Below are 25,523 nucleotides of genomic sequence, written 5' to 3' on the forward strand. Positions count from 1 at the left end.
TCAGCAAACCTCTCGTTCGTCACTTAACAATCGTCGACCGATGATTACTCGCATGATTTCGTTAGTACCTTCAAGAATTTGATGCACTCTAACGTCCCTAAAATGTCTTTCTAGGGGGTACTCTTTTATGTAGCCGTAACCACCGTGAATCTGTAATGCTTGATTACAGACTTCAAAGCCTACGTCAGTGGCAAAGCGCTTTGCCATTGCACAGTAAGTGGTTTTATCTGGATGATTATTGTCTATTTTAGTTGCGGCTAAACGCACCATTTGTCGAGCAGCGACCAGCTCAGTTGCCATATCGGCAAGTTTAAACTGCAATGCCTGAAAATTAGCCAAAGACTTTCCAAATTGTTGGCGCTCATGCATGTAATTTCGTGCTGTATTGAGTGCTTGTTGGGCAGTTCCAATGGAACAAGTAGCAATATTAACTCTGCCGCCATCTAGTCCTTGCATTGCAAATTTAAAGCCTTCACCTTCATTTCCCAATAGATTTTCTTGTGGGATACGCACATTATCAAAAGAAATCATTCTGGTAGGCTGCGCATTCCAACCCATTTTTTCTTCTGGTTTACCATATGAAATTCCATCACAGTCTGCGGGAACTACAAATGCAGAAACGCCAGAAGCACCTTTACCACCTGTGCGGGCCATAACGACTAATACTTGAGTCGCCCCTGCACCAGAAATAAACACCTTGCTACCATTCAAGATGTAGTCTCGACCATCCCGTTGGGCAGAAGTACGCAAAGACCCCGCATCAGAACCAGCGCCAGGTTCAGTTAAGCAATAACTGGCAATTGCTGTGCCTGCTACCAGGCTTTCCATCCATGTTGACTTGACTTGTGCACTAGCCCAATTTGCAATCATCCAAGTTGCCATATTGTGAATAGTGAGCATAGCAGTTGTGGTGGTGCAGCCCATAGCCAGTTGTTCAAATATAATCGAAGAATCTAAGCGGCTTAATCCCAAACCACCTTCCGTTTCTGGAGTATATAAAGCACAAAATCCTAGATCTCCCGCCGCTTTTATTACTTCTACCGGGAAATAATGATCCTTGTCCCATTGAGCGGCGTTTGGCATTAATTCTTGTTCAGAAAACTGCTTTGCCGTTTCAGCAAAGGCAATTTGATCTTCAGATAACTCAAAGTTCATAAGTACTCCTTATTCACTATCGAAGATTAATCGTCATGTTTGGACCGGTTTCTTGCCCCTCATCAAACCAGCGTGCCGTGATGGTTTTGGTTTCTGTATAAAAACGAATCGCCTGCTTTCCATAGGCGTGTAAATCGCCATAAAAAGAATTTTTCCAACCGGTAAATGAGAAAAACGGTAGGGGTACAGGAATAGGTACGTTTATACCTACCTGACCTACTTCCACATCGGATTGATACTTTCTAGCTGCGCCACCACTGGCGGTGAAGATACTAGTACCATTGCCATAAGGGTTTGCGTTTACCAGTTGAATAGCTTGTTCAAGCGTATCTACGCCTATACAACAAAGCACAGGGCCAAAAATTTCTTGTTGATATATTTGCATGTCTGTAGTGACATCTGTAAAAACAGTGGGACCAACCCAGTTGCCAGATTCATATCCTTCAACACTAAATTCAGAACCGTCAAGTAAACAGGTGGCACCTTCTTTTTTTCCCTCTTCAATCAGAGATAAAACTCGAGCTTTTGCTTGAGGGCTAATTAAAGGGCCGTAACCCGCATTAGGATCGTCCCAAAGACCCGGCGTCACTTTGGAAATTTTATCCGCTAGTTCCGAGATCCATTTTTGACTTTCACCCACAAATACAGCAACAGAAATCGCCATGCATCGTTGACCGGCTGCGCCTACAGATGCCCCAACTAAATTATTAAGCACCTGTTCTTTACTGGCATCTGGCATCACCACAGAATGGTTTTTAGCACCAGCAAAGCATTGCGCCCGTTTCATGTTCGCTGTTGCCGTGCGATAGATGTGCTGACCAACTGGGACTGAGCCGACAAAGGAAACGGCTTTAATGTCCTGATGATTCAACAAATAATTTACCTCATCAGCACCGCCGTGAACCACATTTAATACACCGTCTGGTGCCCCAGCTTGTTTAAATAGCTCAGCCAGTAACATAGGCGTATTGGGATCTTGTTCCGACGGCTTTAGAACAAAAGTATTGCCGCAAGCAATGGCTAACGGAAACATCCATAAGGGAATCATTGCTGGAAAATTAAAAGGCGTGATGCCTAAACAAACGCCCAAAGGCTGTATCAAAGAATAGGTATCTATGTTGGTCGCCACATTTTCTACTGTTTCGCCCATCATGAGACTGGCAACATTACAAGCTTGCTCGACAACCTCAATACCTCTCCACACATCACCTTTCGCATCTTCCAACGTTTTACCAGTTTCCTGGGCTAGTACTTTAGCAATTTCATCATGCTTTTCTTTTAAAATATGCTGATACCTTAGCATCAAGCGTGCTCGCTCAGAGACGGCGACTTTCTTCCAGCTTGGAAAAGCAGCTTTTGCTGCGGCAATGGCCGATTCCATATCCTGTTCTGTACTGACAGGTATCTCTGCTATTACTTGATTGTTAGCGGGGTTGGTAACCTGAATGTTTTGACTACCATTTCCCGGCAGAAACTGCCCGTTTATAAATTGATTTACTGTGTTTACTGTCATTTGCACAACCTAAAAACTACCCTTTACGTTAACGTCAACTATAAATGATAGTACCCCTATTTGTAAATATTTTGTTATTGCAATTAATTCAGATTTAGATTTAGCAAATTAAGACTAAAGTTAAAAAAAAATTGGGCGCTAATAAAACAAGGATCTACTAAAACTAAATACAAAATAAGTGAATCAACTAACGCCATTACGGCTAGCGGTTGTTGAAGATAACGCAACCGCTAGAATTAACTTACGAAGCCACCTTCTGAGCTTACAACAATTTGACGTTGCTAGTTATAGCAACGGCAAAGAGTTGCGTAATGGTTTGCGTTTAATAGATTTTGATATCATTTTTATCGATTACCATTTAGGTCAAGATAAAAGTGGCGCTGAATGGATAAGCACTTTGCGTGAAACCAAGCTTTTAAAGCCTTCTACTGGCTTGGTGTTTATTACTTCAGATTCTATGCCTAACACCATTGGACAGATCCTCGATTTATATCCCGACATTATCATCATAAAACCTTACACTATTCGAAACTTACTATCTTCGGTGAGCCACTATATTAAAGTGCGTCAGAAAATACTGCCGGCCCTTCAATATTTAAATAATCAACGCTACGCAAAGGCCCTAGATTATCTAGCTGATAAACTCGCAAGTGGTATTGATAAAAGATTCAAAACGGATTTTTTAAAGCTTCAAGGGAGAATTTTAGTAGAGGCTCAGGAATACGAGGTGGCGTCTGAGTTATACGCTAAGGTATTAGACAAATCGCAAAACGTAATTTGGGCACATTGGGGGTTGATAAAAAGTAATTTCTTCACTGGAAAATGGCAAAACTGTAAAGATATGCTCGATCGTCTGGTTGAAGAAAGCTTAACCAAAGATAAAGCCTATGAATGGTTAGCCAGTGTAGAAATGGGCAAGCAAAACTATGTTAAAGCCGAAGCTTACCTCGATAAAATTAAAGAAAGCGACCTAAGCATTCAAGCTACCCGATTAAAAACCCTGTGTTACGAATCACAAGGAAAATCTGAAGAAGCGGTTCGATTATTAGAACGCAAAGTGCAAAGTAATCTATCAATTAGAGAGAGAATGGTAGATTACACCATGGAATTGGCTCGATATCATTTACACTTAGCAGAAAGCTTTGCAGAAACCCATCAAAAAAATATTGAACTACTGCAGGCGAGAAAATTAATCGGACGCGCCAGTCGAAATATTTTTGACCGGCATTCTGAAATGCAACGTGATTATATGCTTGCATTAGCCCACTTGATGGAAAATGATATGTCGAAAGCTGAAAAGCTGATGGTGGCAAATGAGCAAGTGCATAGAGTTGAAGATGCTAGCATAGTAACTAAAATCGATGCTGTAAAAGTCTGGTTTGGTTTGGGGCAAAAAGATAAAGCCAGCGATATACTAGAAAGCTGTGATCGCGCGTTGATGCAGCAAGTCAACCATATTGATAGCATCATTAATAACGAGTTAATCATAGCGGCTGAACACAGTATGGGGATCGAGAAAGAAAGAGCGGTTGCCATTAACGAACAAGGCATGCAACACTTTCAACGAAATGAACAAGTTAAAGCCTTACAGTGTTTCTATCGCGCTTATAAAATTTTCCCTGGGGTTCCCGCGTTTTCTCTCAACCTTTTACAAAGTCTGTATGAATGCGATCAGGACGAATACAAAGGTATAGGAGCTGAACAACTCATAAGCTCATTAAGTACGCTGGCGTTGAACGATAGAAATCAAAACCGTTTACAGATGCTTAAAGACGCTTTTTCTGCCTAAATTCAATCAATAGATCCGAATCACTAAATTTATCGTTTTACAACCTCTCCCCATGCTATGCTGGAATTCAACAGGAGGTACAATGTCAGATATTTATCAATTTACATTCACAAAAAACAACGGTGAAACAACATCTTTAGAAACATACAAAGGTAAAGTTTTATTGATTGTAAACACTGCTTCAAAATGTGGATTCACCCCACAATATGAGGGGCTAGAATCCTTATACCAATCATTTAAAGACAAAGGCGTAGAAGTTTTAGGCTTTCCTTGCAACCAATTTGGTGGTCAAGAACCCGGAGATGATGCGCAAGTTGCACAATTTTGTGAGATGAATTTTGGTGTTAGCTTTCCATTATCAAAAAAGGTCGATGTTAACGGCGATAATGCCAGTCCTATATTCAACTATTTGAAAGATCAGGCACCAGGTATTCTTGGCACAAAGAGAATTAAATGGAACTTCACCAAATTCTTGGTTAATCAACAAGGTCAGGTAGTCAAACGTTATGCGCCGACTACAAAACCGGAAGAAATCCACAAAGACATTCAGGCCCTCATTTAATTTAACCATTGGCATCTTATTTGCTCCATTTAGTCATACACAATATCACCGACGTATATTTAGTCGGTGATACACTTTCTTTGTTTTAAATGGTTAAGAGTATGATTGTAACCCAAGCAAACTATGAATATTGGCAGCACACCTATCAACAGCGCAACCTATCTCAAACTCAAAAGCAGTCTCCCATAAATCAAACAAACGACCTTCAAGCAACAAGTATTGAGGGGCAACCTGTTACCGCCAATAGGCAAACATCAGCGACGATTGAAACAAATCAGCATTCCGAAGAAAAAGACTTTTTACAAATTGCGTTTGAAAGAACACTGAATAAAAGACTTGGGATTGACCAAAAGAAAATGGATGAGATAAAAGAGGAAATTAAAGACACTGAAACCGCTATTGAGGCGCTACAAGAACAAAAGCCACTATCTTCAACCCAAAAGAAAACCCTAGAATCTCTACAGGCTGAATTAGAAAAACTTAAGGAAGCGCTGGAAACTCTAATAAAACAAGCAATGGATCGTAAGCATGGTGATGATGTAAATCATCACGGAACTGTTAAACATCAGCTTGTTCAATATAAAACCATAGCAAATATCTAACCTGATACTTTTGGCTAGAAAAGACAAGGACAGAACGAGAGCCATTACATGAATCGGTTAGGGCTGAATTCGCTGCCATTTTCCGTCTTTATTTACATATCCATATGGTGATATTGGGTACCCAAATTCATTATACCCTTGAGCTGCCAAGTTAGAAGCTAACTGTATAGCTACAGAATCATTAGCTTTGACAATCAACGAAATATTTCTTGCTGGAACAAAAACGACAAAATCGCTCCCATGATCTTGCATAGATAGCTCCAAATAACCAAGCACAGTAAGAATGGATGCTTCATAGTTTTCATCAGCGGAAAAAAGCCAGAGCCTACCGTTTCCATTGGTATCCACCTCATTAATTTGCGCACCTATATTCTTATAGTATTTCTTCATATTCGTACTCGCAATACTAGAAATAGACCCGCCAATTCCATGTTTTTTCAAATCATCCGGTGAAACGAAACGCATACTGTCCTGAGAATCATATACAAACATCTTGTAAATATCCTCATTAAGCTTCTCATAATAAAAAGGTAACTCCTCCTTATCGTAACCTGCCTCTTTAAGTTGTTTTTTAGCTGTTTCAATGTAACCTCTCGACTTTAAGACTGGGAGAATCGATTTAACATCGTTGTTCGAAAACACTGCGTGTTGATTTTTAATGGCGGCCAATTGATCGTCATAAATTAATTCCAATTCTCTGGATTCTGACTTGTATACGTCATAGGCGTTGCCGAGGAAAATGTTAAGTTCATAACCGCCAATATCCTTAGTATGTATTCTTAAATCAGACACTATTTTAAATTCGGAATCAGGAATGCTAAGGTTTAACCGTTCAATAAAACCGAGCGTGAATTCATGCTCAGTCATTATTGGCTTCCCAGCGTAGACGCAGATAGGCATCAAAAGTACGAGCAATAAAAAAATAATTTTTCTCATCTTTATCTCATTCCCTCAATTCTAAATTCTAGCTTCTCAGAAAGCCATAATCTTCTACCGGCCTTACATTTAATTATGGAGAACAAACATGTATGTTAAACTAGGAAGCAGATTTTAGCTCGACGGTTGCGAACGCAAGTGGCTAGACTTCGACAAAAAATCTCTGAGAGTTGGCTTGTTAGCGGCTCACCAAGTCGTGTTCGGACGCATACTGCCTCAAAGCTTCATTAACAGATTCAGTATCTGGAAAGAGTTTGTGCAATTCAGGTTCAATAAAAACTACATTAGTCCCTTGATTGTATTTATGTGCAAATTTTCCTCGTTTACCTGATTTAATCAAGTCAGCCGAGTATTCATCTTTTAGGTTATCTTGATTATTGCTCATACGCTCTCCGTTCAGTCTTGGTCATATTTCGAGCTGAAATTATTCTAATAGTATCCTCTTTTTCGAGAAATGAAACTACTAAGTGGTTTGATACTTTAGAAACCCCAAAGATTATGTATCTACTTTCACCAACTGAATGGTCAGGATCTGAAACACAATACGATAATGCGTCGCCGAAAACCTCTGTCGCTTCCGAAAACGTGACGCCATGTTTTTTAACATTTCTTTCAGCTTTATTTTCGTCCCATTCAAAGTTAAGCATTCAGTATCCTTAAGAGCCCTTTCAATCATATATTCGTACAAATATGCCCAACTCGATAGATGATTGATATGCTATTGTGATTCAATTTCATGTCAAGTCAGAAAGAATGTCAATGTATGCCCGCTAAGCGGAGTTTGAATTGACTGTTAAAAGTGTTTCTCTAAATTGAAATGTTTTTAAGAAACTTAACTAACCTTTGTCATCGCACAGAACTGTTGCAAATAACCTTGATGATCAGATAACTGACGTGCGGTGCCTTGCATAATCACTTTCAAGTTGTCTAACAGCTCTTTTTGACTAGCTTGAGGTAAAGCGTCCGCCAAAGGATGATAATCTGTTGGTATAATTCCTTGACCTATCATCACCTGATACCAAGCTATTTCTGTAAACAACTCGTCTTGTTCACGAAACACCAATCCTGATTGTTTAAATAGGTTTATTTTTTGGCTTAATGAATCTGGTATCGACATTTCACGGCACCTCTGCCAAAACGCTTCTTCACGATTATTCAAAACATAATGCAATATAATGAAATCACGAATTCGTTCGAACTCAATTTTCGATTGTCGATTGAACTCATCAACGTCAGTTTGTTTAATACTATGTCGCGGAAATAATTTAACTAAACGAACGATACCTGATTGCACTAAATGTAAGCTTGTGGATTCTAAAGGCTCTAAGAACCCACTAGACAATCCCAAAGCTACGCAGTTTTTATACCATTGTTTTTCTCTACGACCCGTAACAAATTTTAAAACTTTAGGCTCAGCTAAGGGTTGGCTATCTATGCTTGCTAGTAACAAATCTTGCGCTTGTTGTTCGGTATAATAATCGCTGCAATAAACCAACCCATTACCAGTGCGATGTTGTAGCGGAATGCGCCATTGCCAGCCAGCAGAATGCGCGATACTTTTGGTATAAGGTAATATAGGTGAAGTTGCCTGTGAGGGTACCGCAATCGCTCTATCGCATGGCAACAAATGGCGCCAATCTTGATAGCCCGTTTTTAAAGTCTCACCTAGCAACAATGACTTAAATCCAGAGCAGTCAATAAAGAAGTCACCTGAAATGACTTGACCTGAAGATAATTGGACCCCGGTAATTTCGCCGGATTGTGGGCTTAACAGCACCTGTTCTATTTTACCCTCTCGACGATTTACTCCACATTGTTCACTTAACATTCTTAAATATTTAGCGTACAAACCCGCGTCAAAATGATAGGCATGTACTAGCCCTTGCATCTGCGTATTGGGAATTTTTGGTAAGGGTTGATATTTATTTGCTTTTGCTACTTGGTAGTTAAGTGAATAATCCCAATAGCTTCCCCCCTCCCCGTTGGCATGAGCTCTTAACCATGTGTGATGAAAGCCTGCGAGCCCCATGTCTTTGCCGATACGGCCAAAAGCGTGCATATAAGATTCACAGGAGTTGTACCAACCATCGAATTCTATTCCTAGCTTATAGGTGCCCCCTGTAGCTCGCATGAATTCGTGTTCATTTAGGCCCAAAACCCTATTAAAATGCGCAATTGGCGGAATAGTCGCTTCTCCAACGCCCACTGTGCCAATGTCATCAGATTCCACTAAAGTGATGTCTAACTGCTGCCCCATGAGACGAGACAACATGCTTGCCGCCATCCAACCTGATGAGCCGCCTCCGACAATAACGACTTTCATAATTAACTTACCTTATTATTTTTTTATCCTGTAACAAAACCAAACCCCAGTATTGTTAAAAATCGCAATAAGCTAACGAACCCTAATTTGGTTCATGTAATAGTATGTCGGTTAAATTCGCTATTGTCTTGTTTTTGTAATCGCGAATATAATTTACAACTGCGTTGGTTTCACTTTATTTTCTTTGATTTTTGCGACTTTAGCGTCTTCAATACGGGCGGCTCTCCGACGTCCTGTACTCCATTTATTGTCTGTAAGAATAAACTGATCAACCATACCATGGAGCTTCAAACTCATCTTACTCATATCAATACCAATTTGAATCGTCAAATCACTGGCTTTTTGCGAGTTAGCGAAACATTCATCTAGTCCATCAAAGTCGGTGGCAACGTGATTGAAATTTTGTTCTTGAGAATAAATGGCAATACCAATCGCATCTGTGGTTTGACTTATTTTATCCATAGCTTGATTTATTTGACTTAGCTTTTCTTTTGCTTGATCGACCTGTTTGTTACATGCGTCGACAGAGCTTTTACCAACAGACATGGTCTCTACAACGGTTCCTGTACGAGATTGAATAGCGTGGACCATAGAAGACACTTCAAGGGTGGATTCTCTAGTTCTTGATGCAAGAGCCCGAACCTCATCGGCAACTACGGCAAAACCTCTACCGGCTTCTCCAGCTCTTGCCGCTTCTATCGCGGCATTCAAGGCTAATAAATTGGTTTGCTCGGCGATGGTATTAATAACATCGATGACATTTTCAATGATGTCACTTTCTGATTTTAATGAGTCAATAGAAGAAGCTGCATTGCCGATTACCTCATCAAGTTTATTAATTTCTTGATAAGTAGCTTCAAAAACATTGAGCGCTTCCTTGACCGTGACTGTACCTTGCTCACTTAAACTTAAAATATTATTGGCTTCGCTACTGACTTGCTCCGTAGATGATTTTGCAATTGCAAGTTTGCTTTTAACATTTGCTATTTGTTGATTTTGTTCGCCAGAGGCTTTCGTTATCTCGACATTACCTTCCGATAGCTCCTCAGCCATAGGCACCAAGCGCATTGCGGATTTAATTAGGTCAGAAAATGTTTTATCCAGATGTTCTACAAATTTATTGATATTGACTGACAGCTCAGCAATTTCATCATTTCCCTTAATGGCGATTCGTTTTGTCAAATTTCCTTCGCCCGCCGCAAGGTCACTAACAGCAGTGAGAATATCTTTTACTGGAGAGAGGATGGTACGCGCAAGTAGCCATGAAAGAATCACGCCGACAATTGCAGCAAACATAATGACGAACAGGGTTAAATAATTAACGTTTTGCTGAAGCGTCGTTACCGATGCAAACGCTTCAGCTTCATCAATTTCGCTCATTATCGCCCAGTTCAAGCCGCCAATTGAAATTGGCTTAAACGCTGAAAGTACGCTTACTTGCCTGTAGTCATCAAAAATGGCAAAGCCTGTTTCACCATTCAAGGCACTCTCAGTACCCAGTGTTTTTACTTCTTGCAGTCCTATAGACGTTTCTTTTTTATCCATATCTTTAATGACATTCTCTGACACACCTAATTCACGCATCAAATCAAGATAAGCCTTTTTGTCTTCAAGTAAAAAGCGTCCATTGCTGCGCATAGAGTAATCAGGTCCAACCAAATAGGTTTCACCGGATTTGCCTAATCCAGTGTCTTCCCACAGTTGTTTATGCGTCATCACCGAATTAATTTTGTCCACTGGCATCTGTAGAATCAGAACCCCTACTCTGCGTTGCCCATCAAAAATAGGGGTCGCAATAAATGAGGCCGGTGCATTATAGGACGGTAAATAAGGTGCAAAGTCAGCGATAAAACTCTGTTTTGAATTGTTAGATTTTAGAGCACCAGCAAAAGCTTGGGCAATACCACTATCAGCAAAGGGGCCAGTCTTTAGAGATGTTGCATAATCCAGCTCTTTAAACACTGAATAAACAATGTCTCCTGTTTCATCGTCAACAAGGAAAAGATCATAATATCCGAAGCGCTCAATAAAATTTTTAAATACTTGGTGGTATTTTTGATGTTCTCTGTCGTAGCTAGATCCATCATCTGCAGAAACTAATAAATGCTTGTTGCCTAGCGGATGGGGGTTGCTATGAATAAAACGATGTTGCAAATTTAATGCTTTAGCATCAAGTTTAAACATTAATGACTCTGGATTTTCGTACCTTTGACCATTTTTAAGATAATATTCTTCAGCAAATTGTGAACTGTAGTAGCTCGCCAATTCTGCTTTTACATTGGTACTTTGATTGCTGTTAGTTTCGTTCGAATAATTTTTAAATGTTTGACTAAAGTCCTGCATTGCTTCGATAGTCATTAGATTTTCAGACATTGAAATCGATTGATTTTCAATGGTTTCAATGTAGGTGGTAATTTGGGCAGCCGTAATATCTCGAATTGCAATTAAAGACTTCTTTGCATCGTATTCTAATGAGCGCTGGCCACTATCAAGAGCACTTTGACTAATGGCGATCGCTGCTACTAATGCAGGAATAACCGCCAGCATAAAACCGCTGATTAACATTTTGGTTTTGATTTTCACTTTATTTACCTTGTCGACGCAAAAAGTCTTCACTGCTTGTATCGACCCTTCGTCTGATTCTTAAAGTATGTCTGTTAGCCAAAATAAATGCGTTCAGGCTAGATAGGCTATGCAATCAAGACATGTTAACTCAGCTAGATTTTTGTTTTTATAGAGGCGGAAATAGCAAAGCCACCCTATATGAAGTGCATCAATAATTTAACTATACAATTATTGTGAAACACTTCGATTCAGGTGGCTTTTAATTTCGATACTAAAGGTACCTAGCTTTATCTATTAAAATTGATAGTTCACACCAATTAAATAGTTGCGCCCGTAACGTTGCGTATCTCTTACATCAGGTGTAGAGGTTACACTATGTTCAGTCACGAACTCTTCATCAGTCAAGTTTTGTGCTTGTAAGGTTAAGGTTAATCCTTCTAAACTTTCAATTCCTGACTCACTGAAGTCGTAGCTAATTTGAGCATCAATCAATGAACTTCCTCTTACATTTACGGGAACTCGAGTTAAACTTAAACCTGACACTTCACCCAAGAAGTCAGAACGTTCACGGTAGCTAACACGAGCTTCGAAACCATTTCTTTCGTAATACACAGTAGCGTTAAACACTTTCTTAGAAAGGCCTGGCACCGTAATTTCGAAACTTTGGACTTCGGTACTACCATTCAAGTCGGTTGGTACTTCTACATCAAACTCAAGTGAGCTATCAAGTAAGGTAGCTGAGAAAATACCGCCAAAGCCTTCCAAAGCTTCATGGAACATTCCACCGGCTAAGGATAAGCTTAATTCCATACCACTCACTTCGCCTGAACCTACATTTTGCCATGAAGACAAAACACCTAATGGTGCCGGATCAAACCCTGTTGGAGGCGTTAAGTCCGATGTATCAACAAAACTTGGTAAGTTTAACTGCCAATCAGATAAATCTTTGTAGAAAAAGGCCAAAGCAACGTAACCCTCTTCATCAAAATAATTTTCATAGGTTAAATCGAATTGATCAGAGATAACTGGACGAAGTTCAGGATTCGCTATACTACCAGCCCAAACACCTGCTTGTTCATTAAAGTTCAAGACGCCAGAACTCGCATTCATGCGGTCCATTCGAGAACGTGACATGGTTCTAGCTGCACCAAATCGCACGATTTGATCATCAGCTACATCCACTATTAAATTTAAACTGGGCAATACTTCGGTATACTTATCACCACCAGAAGCGGTTTGTATATCCAGAATTCTATTGTTAGGGTCGCTTTGATTTTCTAGCGGTACAGGGGCAAAACCATCAGAACTTTGATCGATTTGTACAACTTGTACGCCTACATTTCCTCGTACAGGTATATCACTGACTTCAGTTTCTAAATTTGCTTTTACAAATCCTGTGGTCACTTGCTCTTGTACGGTCCAACTATTTTGCCAACGACCACCGTCTGTAATACCTGAATCATATTCAAGATAATTTCCGTCTTGCCAAAAGCGGAACGAATCGAAAGCAACCATATCGCCAAAGCCAATAAAATCAAGGGATACTGGGTCAAGCAAATATTCGCTTGGAATTGGTGTCATGGCTCCAGGAATGACGTTACTATCGGAATCTAAAGTGCCAGGTAGCGTTAAGAATAACCCCGTATCTAGTCTTGTTTTTTCACGGTCACTGTAATTAACCCCAAATTCAACACTGCTAACAATGCCATCAGCGAACACTTTAGAAGCGGCTAATTTTAGCGTTGTTAATTCATCATCAACGGTTGGCGTATTGATAAAACCATCTTGGTCATCGCTACTATCTGGATCTAAAAGGTTTCCCCATCCCCAAGATTGAGGGTTACCCAATTGAATTATACTTGTGTCTGAATAATCAAGACCCGGTGTAAAAGTAACGCCTGTATAGTCATCGTTAAATTGAAAGCCGACTTCCTCAGGTAAACGATCACCGAATCCACGTCCTGAACCAGCATAAGCTTCAAGCGCCCAGGTTTGACGATCTACTTTTGAGTAGGCAGCATCAAATTCTAACGTCCAATAATCATCCAAGGCGTATTCAACATTAGCGCCTACAGCTGTTAAGTCTGCAGCACGAATTATCACATCATTTCGAATAACCGCACCAACAGGGCTACCTGGTCCACCGATTACACCCGAATAAGATTGACCATCAACTGTTTCGTCCACAGTGATTCCAGCATCTCCCCAAGCCGCAGGAATCTCTGGGCCACGAAGTTGTTGGTTATCTTCAAAATCAATGTATAAAGCGTCAAGATTTACTTTTAACTGATTGTTGGGGGCATATTCTAGAACACCCATAAAAGTATCACGGGTTAATTCAGCAGAGCGAACGAAAGGTTTAAATCCGCCCACGACGCCATCTGGGAATCCCCATGTATTAAAACGTTCTTCGTTTACCGGAGAAGTCATATGCGCATAGGATAATGCAATACCAATTGTATCGTCATTAAATTGGTCAATGTAAGAAGCACTACCACGATAACCTGTGTCTTCACCATCAGGGTTTAACTTACCTATATCGTTTCTTTCCCCACGTAAGGTAAATGAAATAGCCTGTTCACCAAACGCCAAAGGTTTCACCGTACGCATATCTATGGTGCCACCGATACCTTGAGTCATTAGAGAAGCATCAGGAGTCTTATACACTACGACTTCATTCATAATCTCAGATGGGTAAACATCAAACTCAACGCCGCGGTTGTCCCCTAGTGTTACTTGCTCACGGCCATTAAAGGTTGCTGTACTAAAGTCTTCACCTAGACCTCGAATAGATACTGAGCTAGCACGACCGTCTAAGCGTTGTGCTGCCAAACCAGGTAAACGAGCGATAGATTCTGCAATACTAGAATCTGGTAATTTACCAATGTCTTCTGCGGTGATGACTTCAACGACAGAAGTTTCACTCATTTTGATTGCTTGAGATTTTTGTAGGCTTGCTCGAATACCTGAGACTTGAATGACTTCTACGTCATTGTCATCTTCAGATGTTATATCGGTTTCCTGCGCATAGGCAGGCGACAAACTAAAAGCTAAACCACTGGAAACCAGCGCAGCTTTTATAAGATTAAGTTTAAATTGTTTCATTTCTGTGTCCCTGTTGTGCTAATAAATATAAAAAACAACTATGGTTATTTTTTATGGCAAATGAATAGGGCTTTAACAACTGCATTACACTTTTATGACACCCATCATTAGTCGAGGGGCATATTAACGTTACAACTCTTGCACAGACAAGCATCTGCATACGTATTCAAATGTTTTTATGTACATTTAATTAACATTTTTCACACAAACGATAAGGGTCTTGCTGAGGTAGCAAAACGCCCTATTAATAACTCAATGCTTGTGTAAAAAGGATTTGTTTTTAATGTGAACTAGTTACTGCGTAAAAAATATTTTATATTCCCAAGGGCCTAGGCTCGTTGAATAGTCTTGTGTGATAGAAAGCGTTTTACCGGTTTCAAATTCAACATAGTCTCCTTGATGTAAGCTTCCTTCAAATGACACATCTTTTTTCTCAGACGAAAAATTGAAAATGGCAAAAACTTTATCTTTTTCGTTTTGGCGTACAAAACTTAGCACTTGATCTGGTTGAGTATTCCACACTCTTTGCATAGTTGCGCCGTGTTTTCCGCGCCATAGTGCGGTGTTTGTTTCAAGCAAGCTAAAATAGCGAGTATATAGATCAGTGAATTTATGAGGCTGCCATTGAATGGGATCTTTTTCAAAAAACGCCAGTCTTTTACTATTTCCAGCTTCTTGTCCGTTGTACATCATAGGCATACCTTCCCCAACAATTGAAAGTACAATTGCAGGTTCTAGTCCGTCACCATATCGCTCATACATTGTACCTTCCCAAGCATTCATGTCGTGATTGGTGACAAAGGTCATACGATATGCCTCCTTAGGATAAGCACTCTCGTTCCAAGAATAATAGACAAAAAGCTTGTATAGATCGCCTTCATGTTTAACCACATGGTGCATAGCTTCCTGCCATGACCAGGCATAGGTCATATCAAACGCCTTTGCATGCAGATCACGCATTTCCCATTCCGCTAGCATAAAAACGGGTTTTATTTCATCGAGTTCTTCGCGCACTTGATTCCAGAAATCTACAGGTACAAATCCCGCAACGTCACAACGATATCCGTCAACGTTAACCTCTTGAATCCAGAATTTCATAGCTTCAGTCATATATTTACGAAGACCAGGTTGCTGATAGTCTAAATCGATGATATCCGACCAATCCCACCATGGTGTAGGTCGATAATTTCCTTGATGGTCTCTTTCATACCAATCTATGTCTGTTTTAACCTAACGGTAGCAATATCATTAATGGCCCCTATCAATAGTTTTTTGCTTAAACAATCACATTTTATTTGGTTGCTATCTATCGTAAACATAAGTCTTGGTTTGTTTATTCCAGGATTTGACGTTCTTTCCAAAAGCATTAGCCATGTAGCGCAAGAAGCTTCCATTTTTGCCTTCATCCACCGTAGCGCAGATATCTTGATTGGTATGTCAATGTGTGGATTTTCCTGGTTAATATTCCGATTGGCTAACAACAAACTTTCACTCGCGGCATTATCAACATTTTTGCTTGGATTGAGCATGATAAGTGCGGGAATTTGGACATTAGAAACACCTCTTCATTTACTCTACAACTTGTCAATCTTTATGATTTTGGTGCCTATCTCATTTGCACTAGAGTTTAAAAACAAAATTGATTCTGCTGTGTTTGAATATCTGTGTGCAGGTCTTTCGCTACTTCATGTACTCATGTTTTGGTTAATCTATGCTGGTTTTATTCCTGCTGAGTTTAACGGATTGATTCAAAGACTATGGGCAATACCTACGATGGGCTGGTTTGGACTTGCAATAGTAGAATTAGCAAAAACTGATCTAATCGTTGATGAAATAGTAGTCACTGAAGAAACTTGCCAGGAATATTAGCGCGTGTTTATCTTTGTTCATTATTAAACAGATGTTATTGATCCGCTCTTGATATAACAACCAGTTTGACGTATTAATCTAGTTTTCAATTGTAAAGGCCATTGCAACTAGTGGATATTCGGTTTCTATCAACTTTTTTAGAAGTTGCTCAAACTCGCCATTTCGGTAAAGCAGCAGATAATTTATATCTAACACAATCAGCGGTCAGCGCTCGAATAAAGTTGTTAGAGGAATATTTTGATACTGCACTTTTTATCCGCAATAGAAACAGTATCCAACTAAGCGCTGCGGGCGAAAAATTACTGCCTTATGCTAAAGCTATGGCAAAGACCCTGAGTGAAGCTAGGACGGCACTTAGAGATATTGGGGTTGCTCAATGCCATCTAGGCGCTACTACAAATGCGTTTAGCGTGTTTTTAACCCAACATTTATCCAAACTTGAACATTCTGTTCCAGATCTCAGTGTTAAAACAGATCTGGCTAACATAGAGCAGTTATCAAGACAGCTTAGTGAAAGAACATTAGACATTGCCTTTTCTACCGAGCCAATGAAATCAGATGACATTCATTGTGAAAAAATTATGTCTGTACCAATTAAGCTATTTTCAAACGCCAAAAAAGCGCAATTAACAGATGCTCAATATGTACATATTGATTGGAACCCTAAAATATCAGAGGTTATTTTTGATCATTACCCAGAATACAGAAACGCACGATTAAAAACAGCTAACTACGAAGTCGCTAAAAGCCTTATTACAGGCACTAATGAAATATTGGCTTTGCCGATTAATCAACAAGCTAATCTTTGGCGCCCCCAACCCACGCCTTTTGAGCTTCAACTTGACTTATATGTCAGTACCAATCGTAGTGCCAACCTTGAAACCATTGAGCCAGTAATAGCCTTTATTAAAACTAGGCTTACGTCAGATAAATAAGGGTAAAATCGATAGATTTAGACGAAGCAAATCACCTATAAATTTAAGTAAAAACATCTTTAAAACTTAAGCCAATTTATTTGTTCGTGAAGACAAAATTAATTCATAGCAAAGCGACCTTATTTTTCTTGCTAAATTCCTAAATCAGCCTATATTTCGCTCACTTTTATTTACCCCATTAGCCCAAACCAAGACCCAAAATCTTGTTGGAAAACAAATCAAATGTTTAAAACCATTGTTGTCGTAGACAACCTAAATGAAATGCCGGTTATTAATGCAAGTGTCATTGATTTTGCACAGTATTTAGCTGATTTCCCTAAAATAGGTGAACCAAAAACACGCATTATTAATTTATGTGCAACTGACCTTTATTTGAGCAAGGGCTACTATTGTTCATTACTCGCTGAAGCAAGACAGCACAAAGTGTTGCCAAGTGTGAATACCATTAACGATATCAATCAACTGAATAATAATGATGGACAAGCTAGCCAGACTATTTTGCTGCCTAAAAATGTCGTAGCCGATTTAAAGGTAACAGAACCAACAGCAATTACTTTGTTTTTTGGTTGGGCAACTGAAGATCGATTTAAGAAAATTGCAAAATACCTGTTTGAACGTTTTGCGGCGCCAATTTTAGCGGTCGATATTATTCCTGACGGAACCCAGTTAAGTGCAACAGTGAACATACTAGGCTTGTCTGATTTAAGCTCGACAATGCTAAACACTATGGCTCAGCGTCTCGAACACTTTACTCAAACCACTTGGCGTTCTGGTAAACATAAAAAACGCTTCCGTTGGGATTTAGCCATTCTGGTGAATCCAGAAGAAAAAACGCCACCAAGTGATGAAAAGGCGATTAAAAACTTTGTGAAAGCTGCAGAACAGGTTGGTATACATGCCGAAGTCATAACGCCAAATCAAATTTCTCAAATCGGAGAATTTGATGCCTTGTTTATTCGTGAAACTACAGCAATTGACCATCACACATACCGTTTGGCGCGAAAGGCTGAACAAGAAGGTCTAGCGGTAATTGACGATGCTAACTCTATTTTGCGTTGTTGCAACAAAGTGTTCTTACAGGATGCCTTTAGCTACAACAAAGTGCCAGCGCCCAAAAGTCGCTTTGCGTTTGATGCTAGCGACAAAACCTGTGAAGAAATTGCGGCAGAGTTTGGCTTTCCCATGGTATTAAAATTACCTGAAAGCTCATTTTCTATGGGTGTTTTTAAAGTCGATGACTTGGCAGAATTAAAATCAAAGTTAGCTCAAATGTTGGCTCAATCTGCATTAGTGTTAGTGCAAGAATTTGTTTATACCGAATATGATTGGCGTATCGGGGTATTAAACGGTCGTGCAATTTACGCATGCCGGTATTTTATGGCACGTAATCATTGGCAAATTTACAACCATAGTTCTAAAAAGCATTTTTCTGGTGATTTTGAAACCTTACCTACGTTTGAAGTACCAAAACCTGTGCTTGATGCTGCTATCAAAGCTAGCAACATTGTGGGTAAAGGTTTATATGGTGTGGATATTAAGCAGGTAAACAATCAAGTTTATGTTATTGAAGTTAACGATAATCCCAGTATCGAATCTAAAGTAGAAGATCTGTATTTAGGTAAAGAGCTCTACATGATCATTATGCAAGAATTTGCGAATCGATTAGAAAATCGTGGACGTTAATAGCGCTATGCAAGTTACTCATTCTCAGCAAAAAAAGCTAACCTCAATCGAGGTAAGCTTTAAAAAGGCGTCCCTAGAGCACCTTGACCAGTTATTGGCCCTTGAAACACAAAGCTTTAAAACAGATCGTCTAAGTCGACGACGTTTTAAACACTGGATTGCATCTGACCACGGCATATTTGTTGTTGCCATGTGCGATGAAAGGCTTTTGGGCTATGGTTTAGTGATCATGCGAAAAGGCACGCGTTTGGCTCGATTGTATTCTATAGCTGTATCTTCTGATGCTCAGGGTTTAGGCATTGGTAAAAACTTACTTGCAAAACTAGAACAGAAATCGGTTGAGGCTGGCAAACTGTTTTTACGTTTGGAAGTGGCGAGCAACAATACGGTCGCAATAAGCTTATATGAGAAAAGTGGATATCGAAAGTTTGGTATCTACAAAGGCTATTACAATAATGAAATTGACGCCGTTCGTATGCAAAAACCGATTCGACAACTTTTAACCCAGCATCCAGCTAAGGCATATCCATGGTATGAGCAGACTACTGACTTTACCTGCGGTCCCAGCGCATTAATGATGGCGATGGCAAGTATCAATTCGTCGATAAAGATGAGTCAATTTGAAGAGCTAGATATTTGGCGTAAAGCGACCACAATTTTTATGACCTCGGGGCATGGTGGTTGCCATCCATTAGGACTAGCGCTTGCTGCAATTGAAAGAGGATTTCAAGCTGAAGTTTTTATTAATACTCAAGAGCCTTTGTTTATAGACGGTGTGAGAAGCGAACATAAAAAAACCATAATGAAGGCAGTAGATAAGCAATTTTTACAACAGGCAAAAAACGCAAACATTAACGTGAATTATTGTGAAGTAACTATAGCTCAACTGCGCGAGAGCCTTGCAAAAGGCGATGGCATTGTAAGCCTCATAAGCACCTATCAATTGGACGGTAAAAAAATACCCCATTGGGTAACCATAACAGGCATTGATGAACAATGTTTGTACTTACACGATTCAGACTTGGAAGAACCCCAACAGCCAATGGACAATCAACATATCCCCATTGCGATTGAGGATTTTTATGCTATGTCGGGTTTCGGTAAATCCAAGTTGAGAACCACAGTTATTGTTTCGCAAAATCACCATTTTAATAATACCAAAGCAATGTCTAACGGTTTGGAGTAATTGACTTGACCACCCTATTCGCTAATCAGCAAGTTTCGATTCTATGTTTCGCAGCTAAAGTTAATTTAGCAGAGATCCAACAACATTTTTCTCATCAATTTATCGGCGTACGCTATCGCGACGCTTTGCATTTTAGTTTGCCCAAAGGGCAAGCCTTTGTGTTTGATTATGGAATTTTGGTGTGCTGGGGCGTAAGCGAAAAAAAACGTGAACATCTGCAAACAGAACTTATAGCCATTGCTGGCAGTTCACAAATGATGCCTTGGGAACATTATAATTTCACCCTTCCTGAAGAAAATTGTATAAATGAACAAACCAGCGAAATGCATGATGATATGTTGACGCTTTACACTAGCAAAATACCTACTTTATTGGCCTTGAGCCATGGATTTGCACAGGCGATCAAATTAGAATGGTTTGAAGGCAGAGCGGAGAGATGTATTGCTGATAATGCCCATTTAACGCAAACACTGGCTAAAACCGGCAAAATTGGTGTTGGTCGAAGACAGCTAGCGAAATCTCGTGGCACACTTTTTCAGGTGAAAAGCGATATTATGTTGAACTTTAACTTGTTAGATACACCAGAATTCTTCTGGGATCATCCTACTTTGGAAGCTGATTATTTAGCCATTTGCGGCTATTTGGAATTAAAACCTCGTATTGAACTATTGAACCTTAAGTTGCAAACTATTCATGAACTTTTAGATATGTTGGCAGCAGAGCAAAATCATCAACATTCTTCGTTTTTAGAATGGATTATCATTATTTTAATTGCGGTAGAAATCGTCTTGTTTTTTGCCCATTAAAAATCCTGAAATAGGTTGTTGCATAGAGGCAGTGTTATTCCAATTAACCTACTGCCTCTTTCTGCAACAGACAATAAAAGTATTTACCTAGATATTGATAAGGCATACTTTCTCCATATTGTTTTTCTAACGCCAATATTTCTTCAAAATCAGTCTCTTTAGCGCCCTTGTCAAAAATATAATCATGAAAACAACGAATGCCTGCTGTTTTTACAATCTTTATATTTTTTAGACCTTTAATAAATTCCATAACGATTTCGGGTTTTAACGGTTGTTTTGGATTTAATCGGACCTGATTTTTAACTTTCATGCCCTTTTTAATGTAGTCGAAATTACGATACAAAATATTGTTAAATAGCATTGCATGATAGTTGAAAAAGCTTAGGGATAGAAAACCACCTGAAGGTAAAAGATTTACCATATGAGAAATGGCATCGTACGGATTGTCCAACCATTCAAGGACGGCGTGGCATAAGATAATGTCACTTGGTTGGTCGTATTCTTCTATTGGTTGTTGTTGAATATTTGTTGACGGAAAATCCGCTAATCGTTGTTTCGCAATATCTAATACATCCGCAGATACATCGACCAGAGTAACCTGATGACCTTTTTGGGCAAATTCATAACTCATCATCCCTGTGCCACCACCTAGATCTAGCACGGACTTGGAAGACCCATTTAAAATGCCATCTAAATAATGCAATAACAGTGCATGTCTTATTTTACCTTTACTGGTTCCATAGATATTTTTATCAAACTTATTGGCTATTCCATCAAAACTCGACATTTTTATTGCTCAGTCACTCTGTTTAAGCTGGATTATGAATGTCTACAAAAGTTACGTCTAGGGCATATTGAGACGCCAGATATTCACCGACGGCTTTTACTCCGTAACGCTCACTTGCGTGATGGCCTATGGCAAAATAATCGATGTTTTGTTCAATTGCTGAATGCGTTGTTTGTTCACTTATTTCACCACTAACAAAGGCATCAATAGTAACTTCAGTTTGATTGGCTACAGCATCAATAAATCCTTGACCACCTCCTGTACACCATGCGAGTTGCTTTATGTTTGATTTATTGCCAACAGAGATGGGATCTCTGCCTAGTTTGTCTTTAAACACACTAAGCAAACTATGGTGTTCCATCGCTTGAGACAACTTACCACTCATCACTATACCCTTGGGTTCAATACTGCTAACCGCCTGAATATCTTGTAAACCAAGCAAATCGCCAAGTTGTTTATTATTGCCATAAATTGGATGTACATCTATAGGAAGGTGGTAAGCGAGCAAACTAATGTCATGCTTTAAAAGAGCCGCTACACGTTGCTTTTTCATGCCTATTATTTCTGGAGATTCGCCCTTCCAAAAATAGCCATGATGTACCAAAATCGCGTCAGCATTTAATTCTATAGCTTTATTAATCAGCGCTAAGCTTGCTGTAACACCAGTGACGATTTTAGTAATTTTTGGTTTACCCTCAATTTGCAGTCCGTTATGACAATAATCTTTTACTAAATTAGGTTGTAAAAGCTCATCTAAGACGGAAATAAGCTGTTGTAACTGCAAAATTTTACCCTTTTGTTAAGAAATTAGACATTTGCCCCAGAATGTGTATAAATTACGCCATTCCCATAAGAAAACACAACAATCATTTATAATAATAAGGTTCAACACACTGATGAGCAAACTAGATAAAGATAGCGTAATTGAGAAGTTTACCCAAGCATACACCAAAGCAAATGGCAAAGCGCCTGAGATTGAGGCAAAAGGTGGTTGGTATAGCGTTGACGGTGGGAAAAATATTCGATTAGCGCAGCTGGATGAAATGGCAGATGAACTCGCAGGTTCTAGTGCACCTGAAGCAGCCGCTCCTGCTAAAGAAGAAAAACCGGCGAAAGCAGAAAAACCCGCCAAAGCAGCGGCTAAGCCAAAAGCTAAAAAAGCGGCAAAATCTACCAAAGCATTTAGCGTTAAAGATTTTTATGCGACCCAAATTCTTGCAAATAAACCAGGTTCTAAACAACCTCGTTAAGACTCTGCATATTGTACGAAGAGGAAGCCTCGAGCTTCCTTTTTTTCGTCTGCAAAGCATTTAATCTGAGATAAACTGGCTATCTCTAATTAAAAGTAACCCGATCGTCTTTTTATTAGTTTCCAAGCTTGTAATCATTTGAAAAATTTTTGTAAATAAGTATGATTCGCATTTATATTTTTATGGTTATTTCTGTTACCGTTATTTAAACAGCATTCAGCTATACATTTAATCGAGTAATATCTATGTTATTCAGGAGAAACTAAGCTTGAAACCTCATGTATTTAGCGCCCTACCCTTAGCATTGATTTGCGCCAACAGCTTCGCAAACACGCAAAATTCAATAGAAAAGATCACAGTTGAAGGTCAAAAATACCTGTCAATAAGTGAATCTAACTCAATAAAAACTCCAACGCCTATTATAGATGTGCCCCAGAGTTTGAGCATCATCTCTGCAGAAGAAATTACTGCTAGAGGCATTAATAGTATCGCGCAAATTATCGATTACCTACCCGGTGTAAATACATCTCAAGGCGAAGGGCATCGTGACTCTGTGGTATTTAGAGGCGTTCGTTCAACTGCTGATTTCTTTTTAGATGGCAATAGAGACGATGTGCAGTATTTCCGAGCACTCTATAACGTTGAACAAGTAGAAGTATTGAGAGGCCCCAACGCGCTATTGTTTGGTCGAGGAGGCACTGGTGGAGTATTAAATAGGGTTTCCAAAAAGGCCCTATTAGAGGATAGTTTTTTTGGCTACAAAGCTAAACTTGACTCTTTTGGAGGAGGCGGATTGTCACTGGATTCAAATGTATCTTTGAACGAGAATACAGCACTACGAATAAATGCAATGTATGAGCAATTAGAGAATCATCGTGACTTTTTTGATGGTGAGCGCATTGGCATTACTCCTACTCTTAGAGTTGAATTGTCTGACACTACCCTTATTGACTTGTCTTATGAATACATAAATCACGATCGTTTTATTGATAGAGGTATTCCTACAAATAGCTCAGGGCGCCCAGTAGAAGAGCTAAAAAATAATGTCTTTGCAGACCCTGAGAATAATTACCACAGCGTTGAAGCCGATGTATTCAGAGCAAATGTTCAACATCAATTTTCTGACGAAATAAAAGGCAATTTTAATGCGTTTTATGGTGATTACGACAAGGTGTATTCAAATTATTATGTAGCAAATTATGATGAAGCAAATAATCAAGTCGAATTAGACGGTTATATCGATGAAACCCAACGCACGAATCTAGTATTGTCAGCAAATCTTATTGGTGAATTTACCATTGCAGGTCTATCCCATACCTTGATTGCTGGCGCTGAATTGGTGCAAACTAACTCTGACCAATATCGGATAAACCCTGTATTTTCAAGCTCTGGTGATGATAGAGAGTGGTTTACTATTGCTCGGCCAATAAACTTTGTTAATGGCACAGGCGTAAATTCTGAAGGGGCAGCTTTCACTGTGACGTTTAGTGATCTAAATGATGATACTCGGGTCGATTTAGATGTATTTTCCGCCTATTTACAAGATGAAATAAAACTCACAGAAAATTTTCATCTTGTGTTGGGTGCTCGCTTTGATCAATTTGAGATCCAAGTATTCAATGCCGATCCAAACGTACTGGAAACAAGAACCCGTAAAGATGAAGAAATTTCTCCCCGTGCTGGCATTATCTATAAACCTCAAGAGAGTGTTTCGATCTATCTAAGTTACAGTGAGTCATTTCTGCCACGAAGCGGTGAACAATACGCAAATATTAACGGCAGCAATAATGCGTTAGATCCCGATACTTTTTCAAATCAGGAAGTTGGCATAAAATGGGACATGAGCAAGACATTGAGTTTAACCGCCGCTTATTTTGAAAATCAACAAAGCTCTCCTCAAGTTGCAGACGCCGATCCCCAAACCTTGGATGTCATTGATTCAGAAATCAAAGGCGTGGAGTTTCAACTGATAGCAAATCCAATTGAAGCTTTACAAATCACTGCGAATTACAGTTATTTGGAAGGAGAAATTGTTGAGCGTACAGGCCCAACTGGCAGAACACCAAGAGAACTACCGGAAAATAGCGTTTCAATTTGGTCAAGATATGAAGTCTCAGAAAAATTAGCATTTGCTTTAGGCGCTACTTATCAAGGGAAAAGTTTTATCACCTCCAGCAATTCAGCTTTCTTGCCAAGTTACACGCGTTTAGATGCTGCGGCATATTATGACTTTTCGGATGATCTGAGATTACAATTAAATATTGAAAATTTAACCGATACCTTGTATTTCCCCAATGCCCATTCAACCCATCAGGTTACTGTGGGTGCACCGGTGAACGCGAGTTTGTCTATCTTAGGTCGCTTTTAGCAAATATAAGTATAAGTCAGCCTTTGTTTGAAGCAAAAGGCTGACTTCCCTTAACTCATCTGCATTTAGCTTGCATATCCAGCTTATTT

The 25,523-nt window shown here is 39.4% G+C and carries 21 protein-coding genes; 10 read left to right on the plus strand and 11 right to left on the minus strand.

Annotation, left to right across the window (positions count from 1 at the left end; genetic code table 11):
• Entirely contained in the window at positions 1-1,155 is a 1,155-nt protein-coding gene (locus ACNKW3_RS01265; protein ID WP_427397470.1) for an acyl-CoA dehydrogenase family protein, read from the minus strand.
• A 16-nt stretch (positions 1,156-1,171) separates the two neighbouring features.
• Positions 1,172-2,668 carry a CoA-acylating methylmalonate-semialdehyde dehydrogenase gene (locus ACNKW3_RS01270; protein WP_427397471.1) on the minus strand — a complete coding sequence of 499 codons (1,497 nt, stop codon included), beginning with the start codon at positions 2,666-2,668 and terminating at the stop codon, positions 1,172-1,174.
• 178 nt (positions 2,669-2,846) lie between these two features.
• Between ACNKW3_RS01270 and ACNKW3_RS01275 the strand changes: the two genes are divergently transcribed.
• The 3 genes from ACNKW3_RS01275 to ACNKW3_RS01285 all read left to right on the plus strand — a co-directional run bounded on the left by ACNKW3_RS01275 (position 2,847) and on the right by ACNKW3_RS01285 (position 5,621).
• A complete protein-coding gene (locus ACNKW3_RS01275; protein ID WP_427397472.1) occupies positions 2,847-4,457 on the plus strand; it encodes a response regulator in 1,611 nt (536 codons plus the stop codon).
• An 82-nt stretch (positions 4,458-4,539) separates the two neighbouring features.
• Positions 4,540-5,019, plus strand: coding sequence for a glutathione peroxidase (locus tag ACNKW3_RS01280; protein ID WP_427397473.1), 480 nt, complete (start codon positions 4,540-4,542; stop codon positions 5,017-5,019).
• A 101-nt stretch (positions 5,020-5,120) separates the two neighbouring features.
• A complete protein-coding gene (locus ACNKW3_RS01285; RefSeq protein WP_427397474.1) occupies positions 5,121-5,621 on the plus strand; it encodes a hypothetical protein in 501 nt (166 codons plus the stop codon).
• Between the two features lie 57 nt (positions 5,622-5,678).
• Here ACNKW3_RS01285 and ACNKW3_RS01290 read toward each other — a convergent pair whose 3' ends face one another.
• From ACNKW3_RS01290 to ACNKW3_RS01320, 7 genes are all read right to left on the minus strand, one after another.
• Entirely contained in the window at positions 5,679-6,488 is an 810-nt protein-coding gene (locus ACNKW3_RS01290) for a hypothetical protein (RefSeq protein WP_427397475.1), read from the minus strand.
• A 247-nt stretch (positions 6,489-6,735) separates the two neighbouring features.
• A complete protein-coding gene (locus ACNKW3_RS01295; protein ID WP_427397476.1) occupies positions 6,736-6,942 on the minus strand; it encodes a hypothetical protein in 207 nt (68 codons plus the stop codon).
• Positions 6,932-7,204 (minus strand): BrnT family toxin, encoded by a 273-nt coding sequence (locus tag ACNKW3_RS01300; RefSeq protein WP_427397477.1) that lies wholly within the window; start codon positions 7,202-7,204, stop codon positions 6,932-6,934. Before ACNKW3_RS01300 ends, ACNKW3_RS01295 begins: the two co-directional genes overlap by 11 nt.
• Before the next feature lie 185 nt (positions 7,205-7,389).
• Positions 7,390-8,880, minus strand: coding sequence for a tryptophan halogenase family protein (locus ACNKW3_RS01305; protein ID WP_427397478.1), 1,491 nt, complete (start codon positions 8,878-8,880; stop codon positions 7,390-7,392).
• 153 nt (positions 8,881-9,033) lie between these two features.
• Positions 9,034-11,463, minus strand: a complete 2,430-nt coding sequence (locus tag ACNKW3_RS01310) for a methyl-accepting chemotaxis protein (RefSeq protein ID WP_427397479.1) — start codon at positions 11,461-11,463, stop codon at positions 9,034-9,036.
• A gap of 276 nt (positions 11,464-11,739) precedes the next feature.
• Entirely contained in the window at positions 11,740-14,550 is a 2,811-nt protein-coding gene (locus ACNKW3_RS01315) for a TonB-dependent receptor (protein ID WP_427397480.1), read from the minus strand.
• A 294-nt stretch (positions 14,551-14,844) separates the two neighbouring features.
• Positions 14,845-15,768 carry an alpha-amylase family glycosyl hydrolase gene (locus tag ACNKW3_RS01320; protein ID WP_427397706.1) on the minus strand — a complete coding sequence of 308 codons (924 nt, stop codon included), beginning with the start codon at positions 15,766-15,768 and terminating at the stop codon, positions 14,845-14,847.
• A gap of 33 nt (positions 15,769-15,801) precedes the next feature.
• On the opposite strand from ACNKW3_RS01320, the gene ACNKW3_RS01325 reads away from it, so the two are divergent.
• From ACNKW3_RS01325 to ACNKW3_RS01345, 5 genes are all read left to right on the plus strand, one after another.
• Positions 15,802-16,419 carry a DUF998 domain-containing protein gene (locus ACNKW3_RS01325; protein ID WP_427397481.1) on the plus strand — a complete coding sequence of 206 codons (618 nt, stop codon included), beginning with the start codon at positions 15,802-15,804 and terminating at the stop codon, positions 16,417-16,419.
• A 110-nt stretch (positions 16,420-16,529) separates the two neighbouring features.
• The gene (locus ACNKW3_RS01330) at positions 16,530-17,354 is read left to right on the plus strand and encodes a LysR family transcriptional regulator (RefSeq protein ID WP_427397482.1); all 825 of its coding nucleotides are present in this window, start codon (positions 16,530-16,532) and stop codon (positions 17,352-17,354) included.
• A gap of 222 nt (positions 17,355-17,576) precedes the next feature.
• Entirely contained in the window at positions 17,577-19,037 is a 1,461-nt protein-coding gene (locus ACNKW3_RS01335; RefSeq protein WP_427397483.1) for a RimK family protein, read from the plus strand.
• A gap of 7 nt (positions 19,038-19,044) precedes the next feature.
• The gene (locus ACNKW3_RS01340) at positions 19,045-20,223 is read left to right on the plus strand and encodes a GNAT family N-acetyltransferase/peptidase C39 family protein (protein ID WP_427397484.1); all 1,179 of its coding nucleotides are present in this window, start codon (positions 19,045-19,047) and stop codon (positions 20,221-20,223) included.
• 5 nt (positions 20,224-20,228) lie between these two features.
• Positions 20,229-21,029, plus strand: coding sequence for an RMD1 family protein (locus ACNKW3_RS01345; protein ID WP_427397485.1), 801 nt, complete (start codon positions 20,229-20,231; stop codon positions 21,027-21,029).
• Positions 21,030-21,072: 43 nt separating this feature from the next.
• Here the strand turns inward: ACNKW3_RS01345 and ACNKW3_RS01350 are convergent, their stop codons facing one another.
• Positions 21,073-21,816 (minus strand): methyltransferase domain-containing protein, encoded by a 744-nt coding sequence (locus tag ACNKW3_RS01350; RefSeq protein WP_427397486.1) that lies wholly within the window; start codon positions 21,814-21,816, stop codon positions 21,073-21,075.
• 22 nt (positions 21,817-21,838) lie between these two features.
• Complete coding sequence (locus ACNKW3_RS01355) at positions 21,839-22,600, minus strand: Nif3-like dinuclear metal center hexameric protein (RefSeq protein ID WP_427397487.1); 762 nt, start codon at positions 22,598-22,600, stop codon at positions 21,839-21,841.
• 112 nt (positions 22,601-22,712) lie between these two features.
• On the opposite strand from ACNKW3_RS01355, the gene ACNKW3_RS01360 reads away from it, so the two are divergent.
• Positions 22,713-23,066, plus strand: a complete 354-nt coding sequence (locus ACNKW3_RS01360) for a hypothetical protein (RefSeq protein ID WP_427397488.1) — start codon at positions 22,713-22,715, stop codon at positions 23,064-23,066.
• Between the two features lie 268 nt (positions 23,067-23,334).
• Positions 23,335-25,434: a TonB-dependent receptor gene (locus ACNKW3_RS01365; RefSeq protein ID WP_427397489.1), complete on the plus strand. Its 2,100-nt coding sequence runs from the start codon at positions 23,335-23,337 to the stop codon at positions 25,432-25,434.
• Positions 25,435-25,523 lie beyond the last annotated feature (89 nt).

The organism is Glaciecola sp. 1036 (genome assembly GCF_050306235.1).
GTDB lineage: Bacteria > Pseudomonadota > Gammaproteobacteria > Enterobacterales > Alteromonadaceae > Glaciecola.

Coding starts and splice junctions, on each gene's coding strand:
- ACNKW3_RS01265 (WP_427397470.1), bottom strand. CDS start 1,155: ATGAACTTTGAGTTATCTGAAGATCAAATTGCCTTTGCTGAAACGGCA.
- ACNKW3_RS01270 (WP_427397471.1), bottom strand. CDS start 2,668: ATGACAGTAAACACAGTAAATCAATTTATAAACGGGCAGTTTCTGCCG.
- ACNKW3_RS01280 (WP_427397473.1), top strand. CDS start 4,540: ATGTCAGATATTTATCAATTTACATTCACAAAAAACAACGGTGAAACA.
- ACNKW3_RS01285 (WP_427397474.1), top strand. CDS start 5,121: ATGATTGTAACCCAAGCAAACTATGAATATTGGCAGCACACCTATCAA.
- ACNKW3_RS01290 (WP_427397475.1), bottom strand. CDS start 6,488: ATGACTGAGCATGAATTCACGCTCGGTTTTATTGAACGGTTAAACCTT.
- ACNKW3_RS01295 (WP_427397476.1), bottom strand. CDS start 6,942: ATGAGCAATAATCAAGATAACCTAAAAGATGAATACTCGGCTGACTTG.
- ACNKW3_RS01300 (WP_427397477.1), bottom strand. CDS start 7,204: ATGCTTAACTTTGAATGGGACGAAAATAAAGCTGAAAGAAATGTTAAA.
- ACNKW3_RS01305 (WP_427397478.1), bottom strand. CDS start 8,880: ATGAAAGTCGTTATTGTCGGAGGCGGCTCATCAGGTTGGATGGCGGCA.
- ACNKW3_RS01315 (WP_427397480.1), bottom strand. CDS start 14,550: ATGAAACAATTTAAACTTAATCTTATAAAAGCTGCGCTGGTTTCCAGT.
- ACNKW3_RS01325 (WP_427397481.1), top strand. CDS start 15,802: ATGGCCCCTATCAATAGTTTTTTGCTTAAACAATCACATTTTATTTGG.
- ACNKW3_RS01335 (WP_427397483.1), top strand. CDS start 17,577: ATGTTTAAAACCATTGTTGTCGTAGACAACCTAAATGAAATGCCGGTT.
- ACNKW3_RS01340 (WP_427397484.1), top strand. CDS start 19,045: ATGCAAGTTACTCATTCTCAGCAAAAAAAGCTAACCTCAATCGAGGTA.
- ACNKW3_RS01350 (WP_427397486.1), bottom strand. CDS start 21,816: ATGTCGAGTTTTGATGGAATAGCCAATAAGTTTGATAAAAATATCTAT.
- ACNKW3_RS01360 (WP_427397488.1), top strand. CDS start 22,713: ATGAGCAAACTAGATAAAGATAGCGTAATTGAGAAGTTTACCCAAGCA.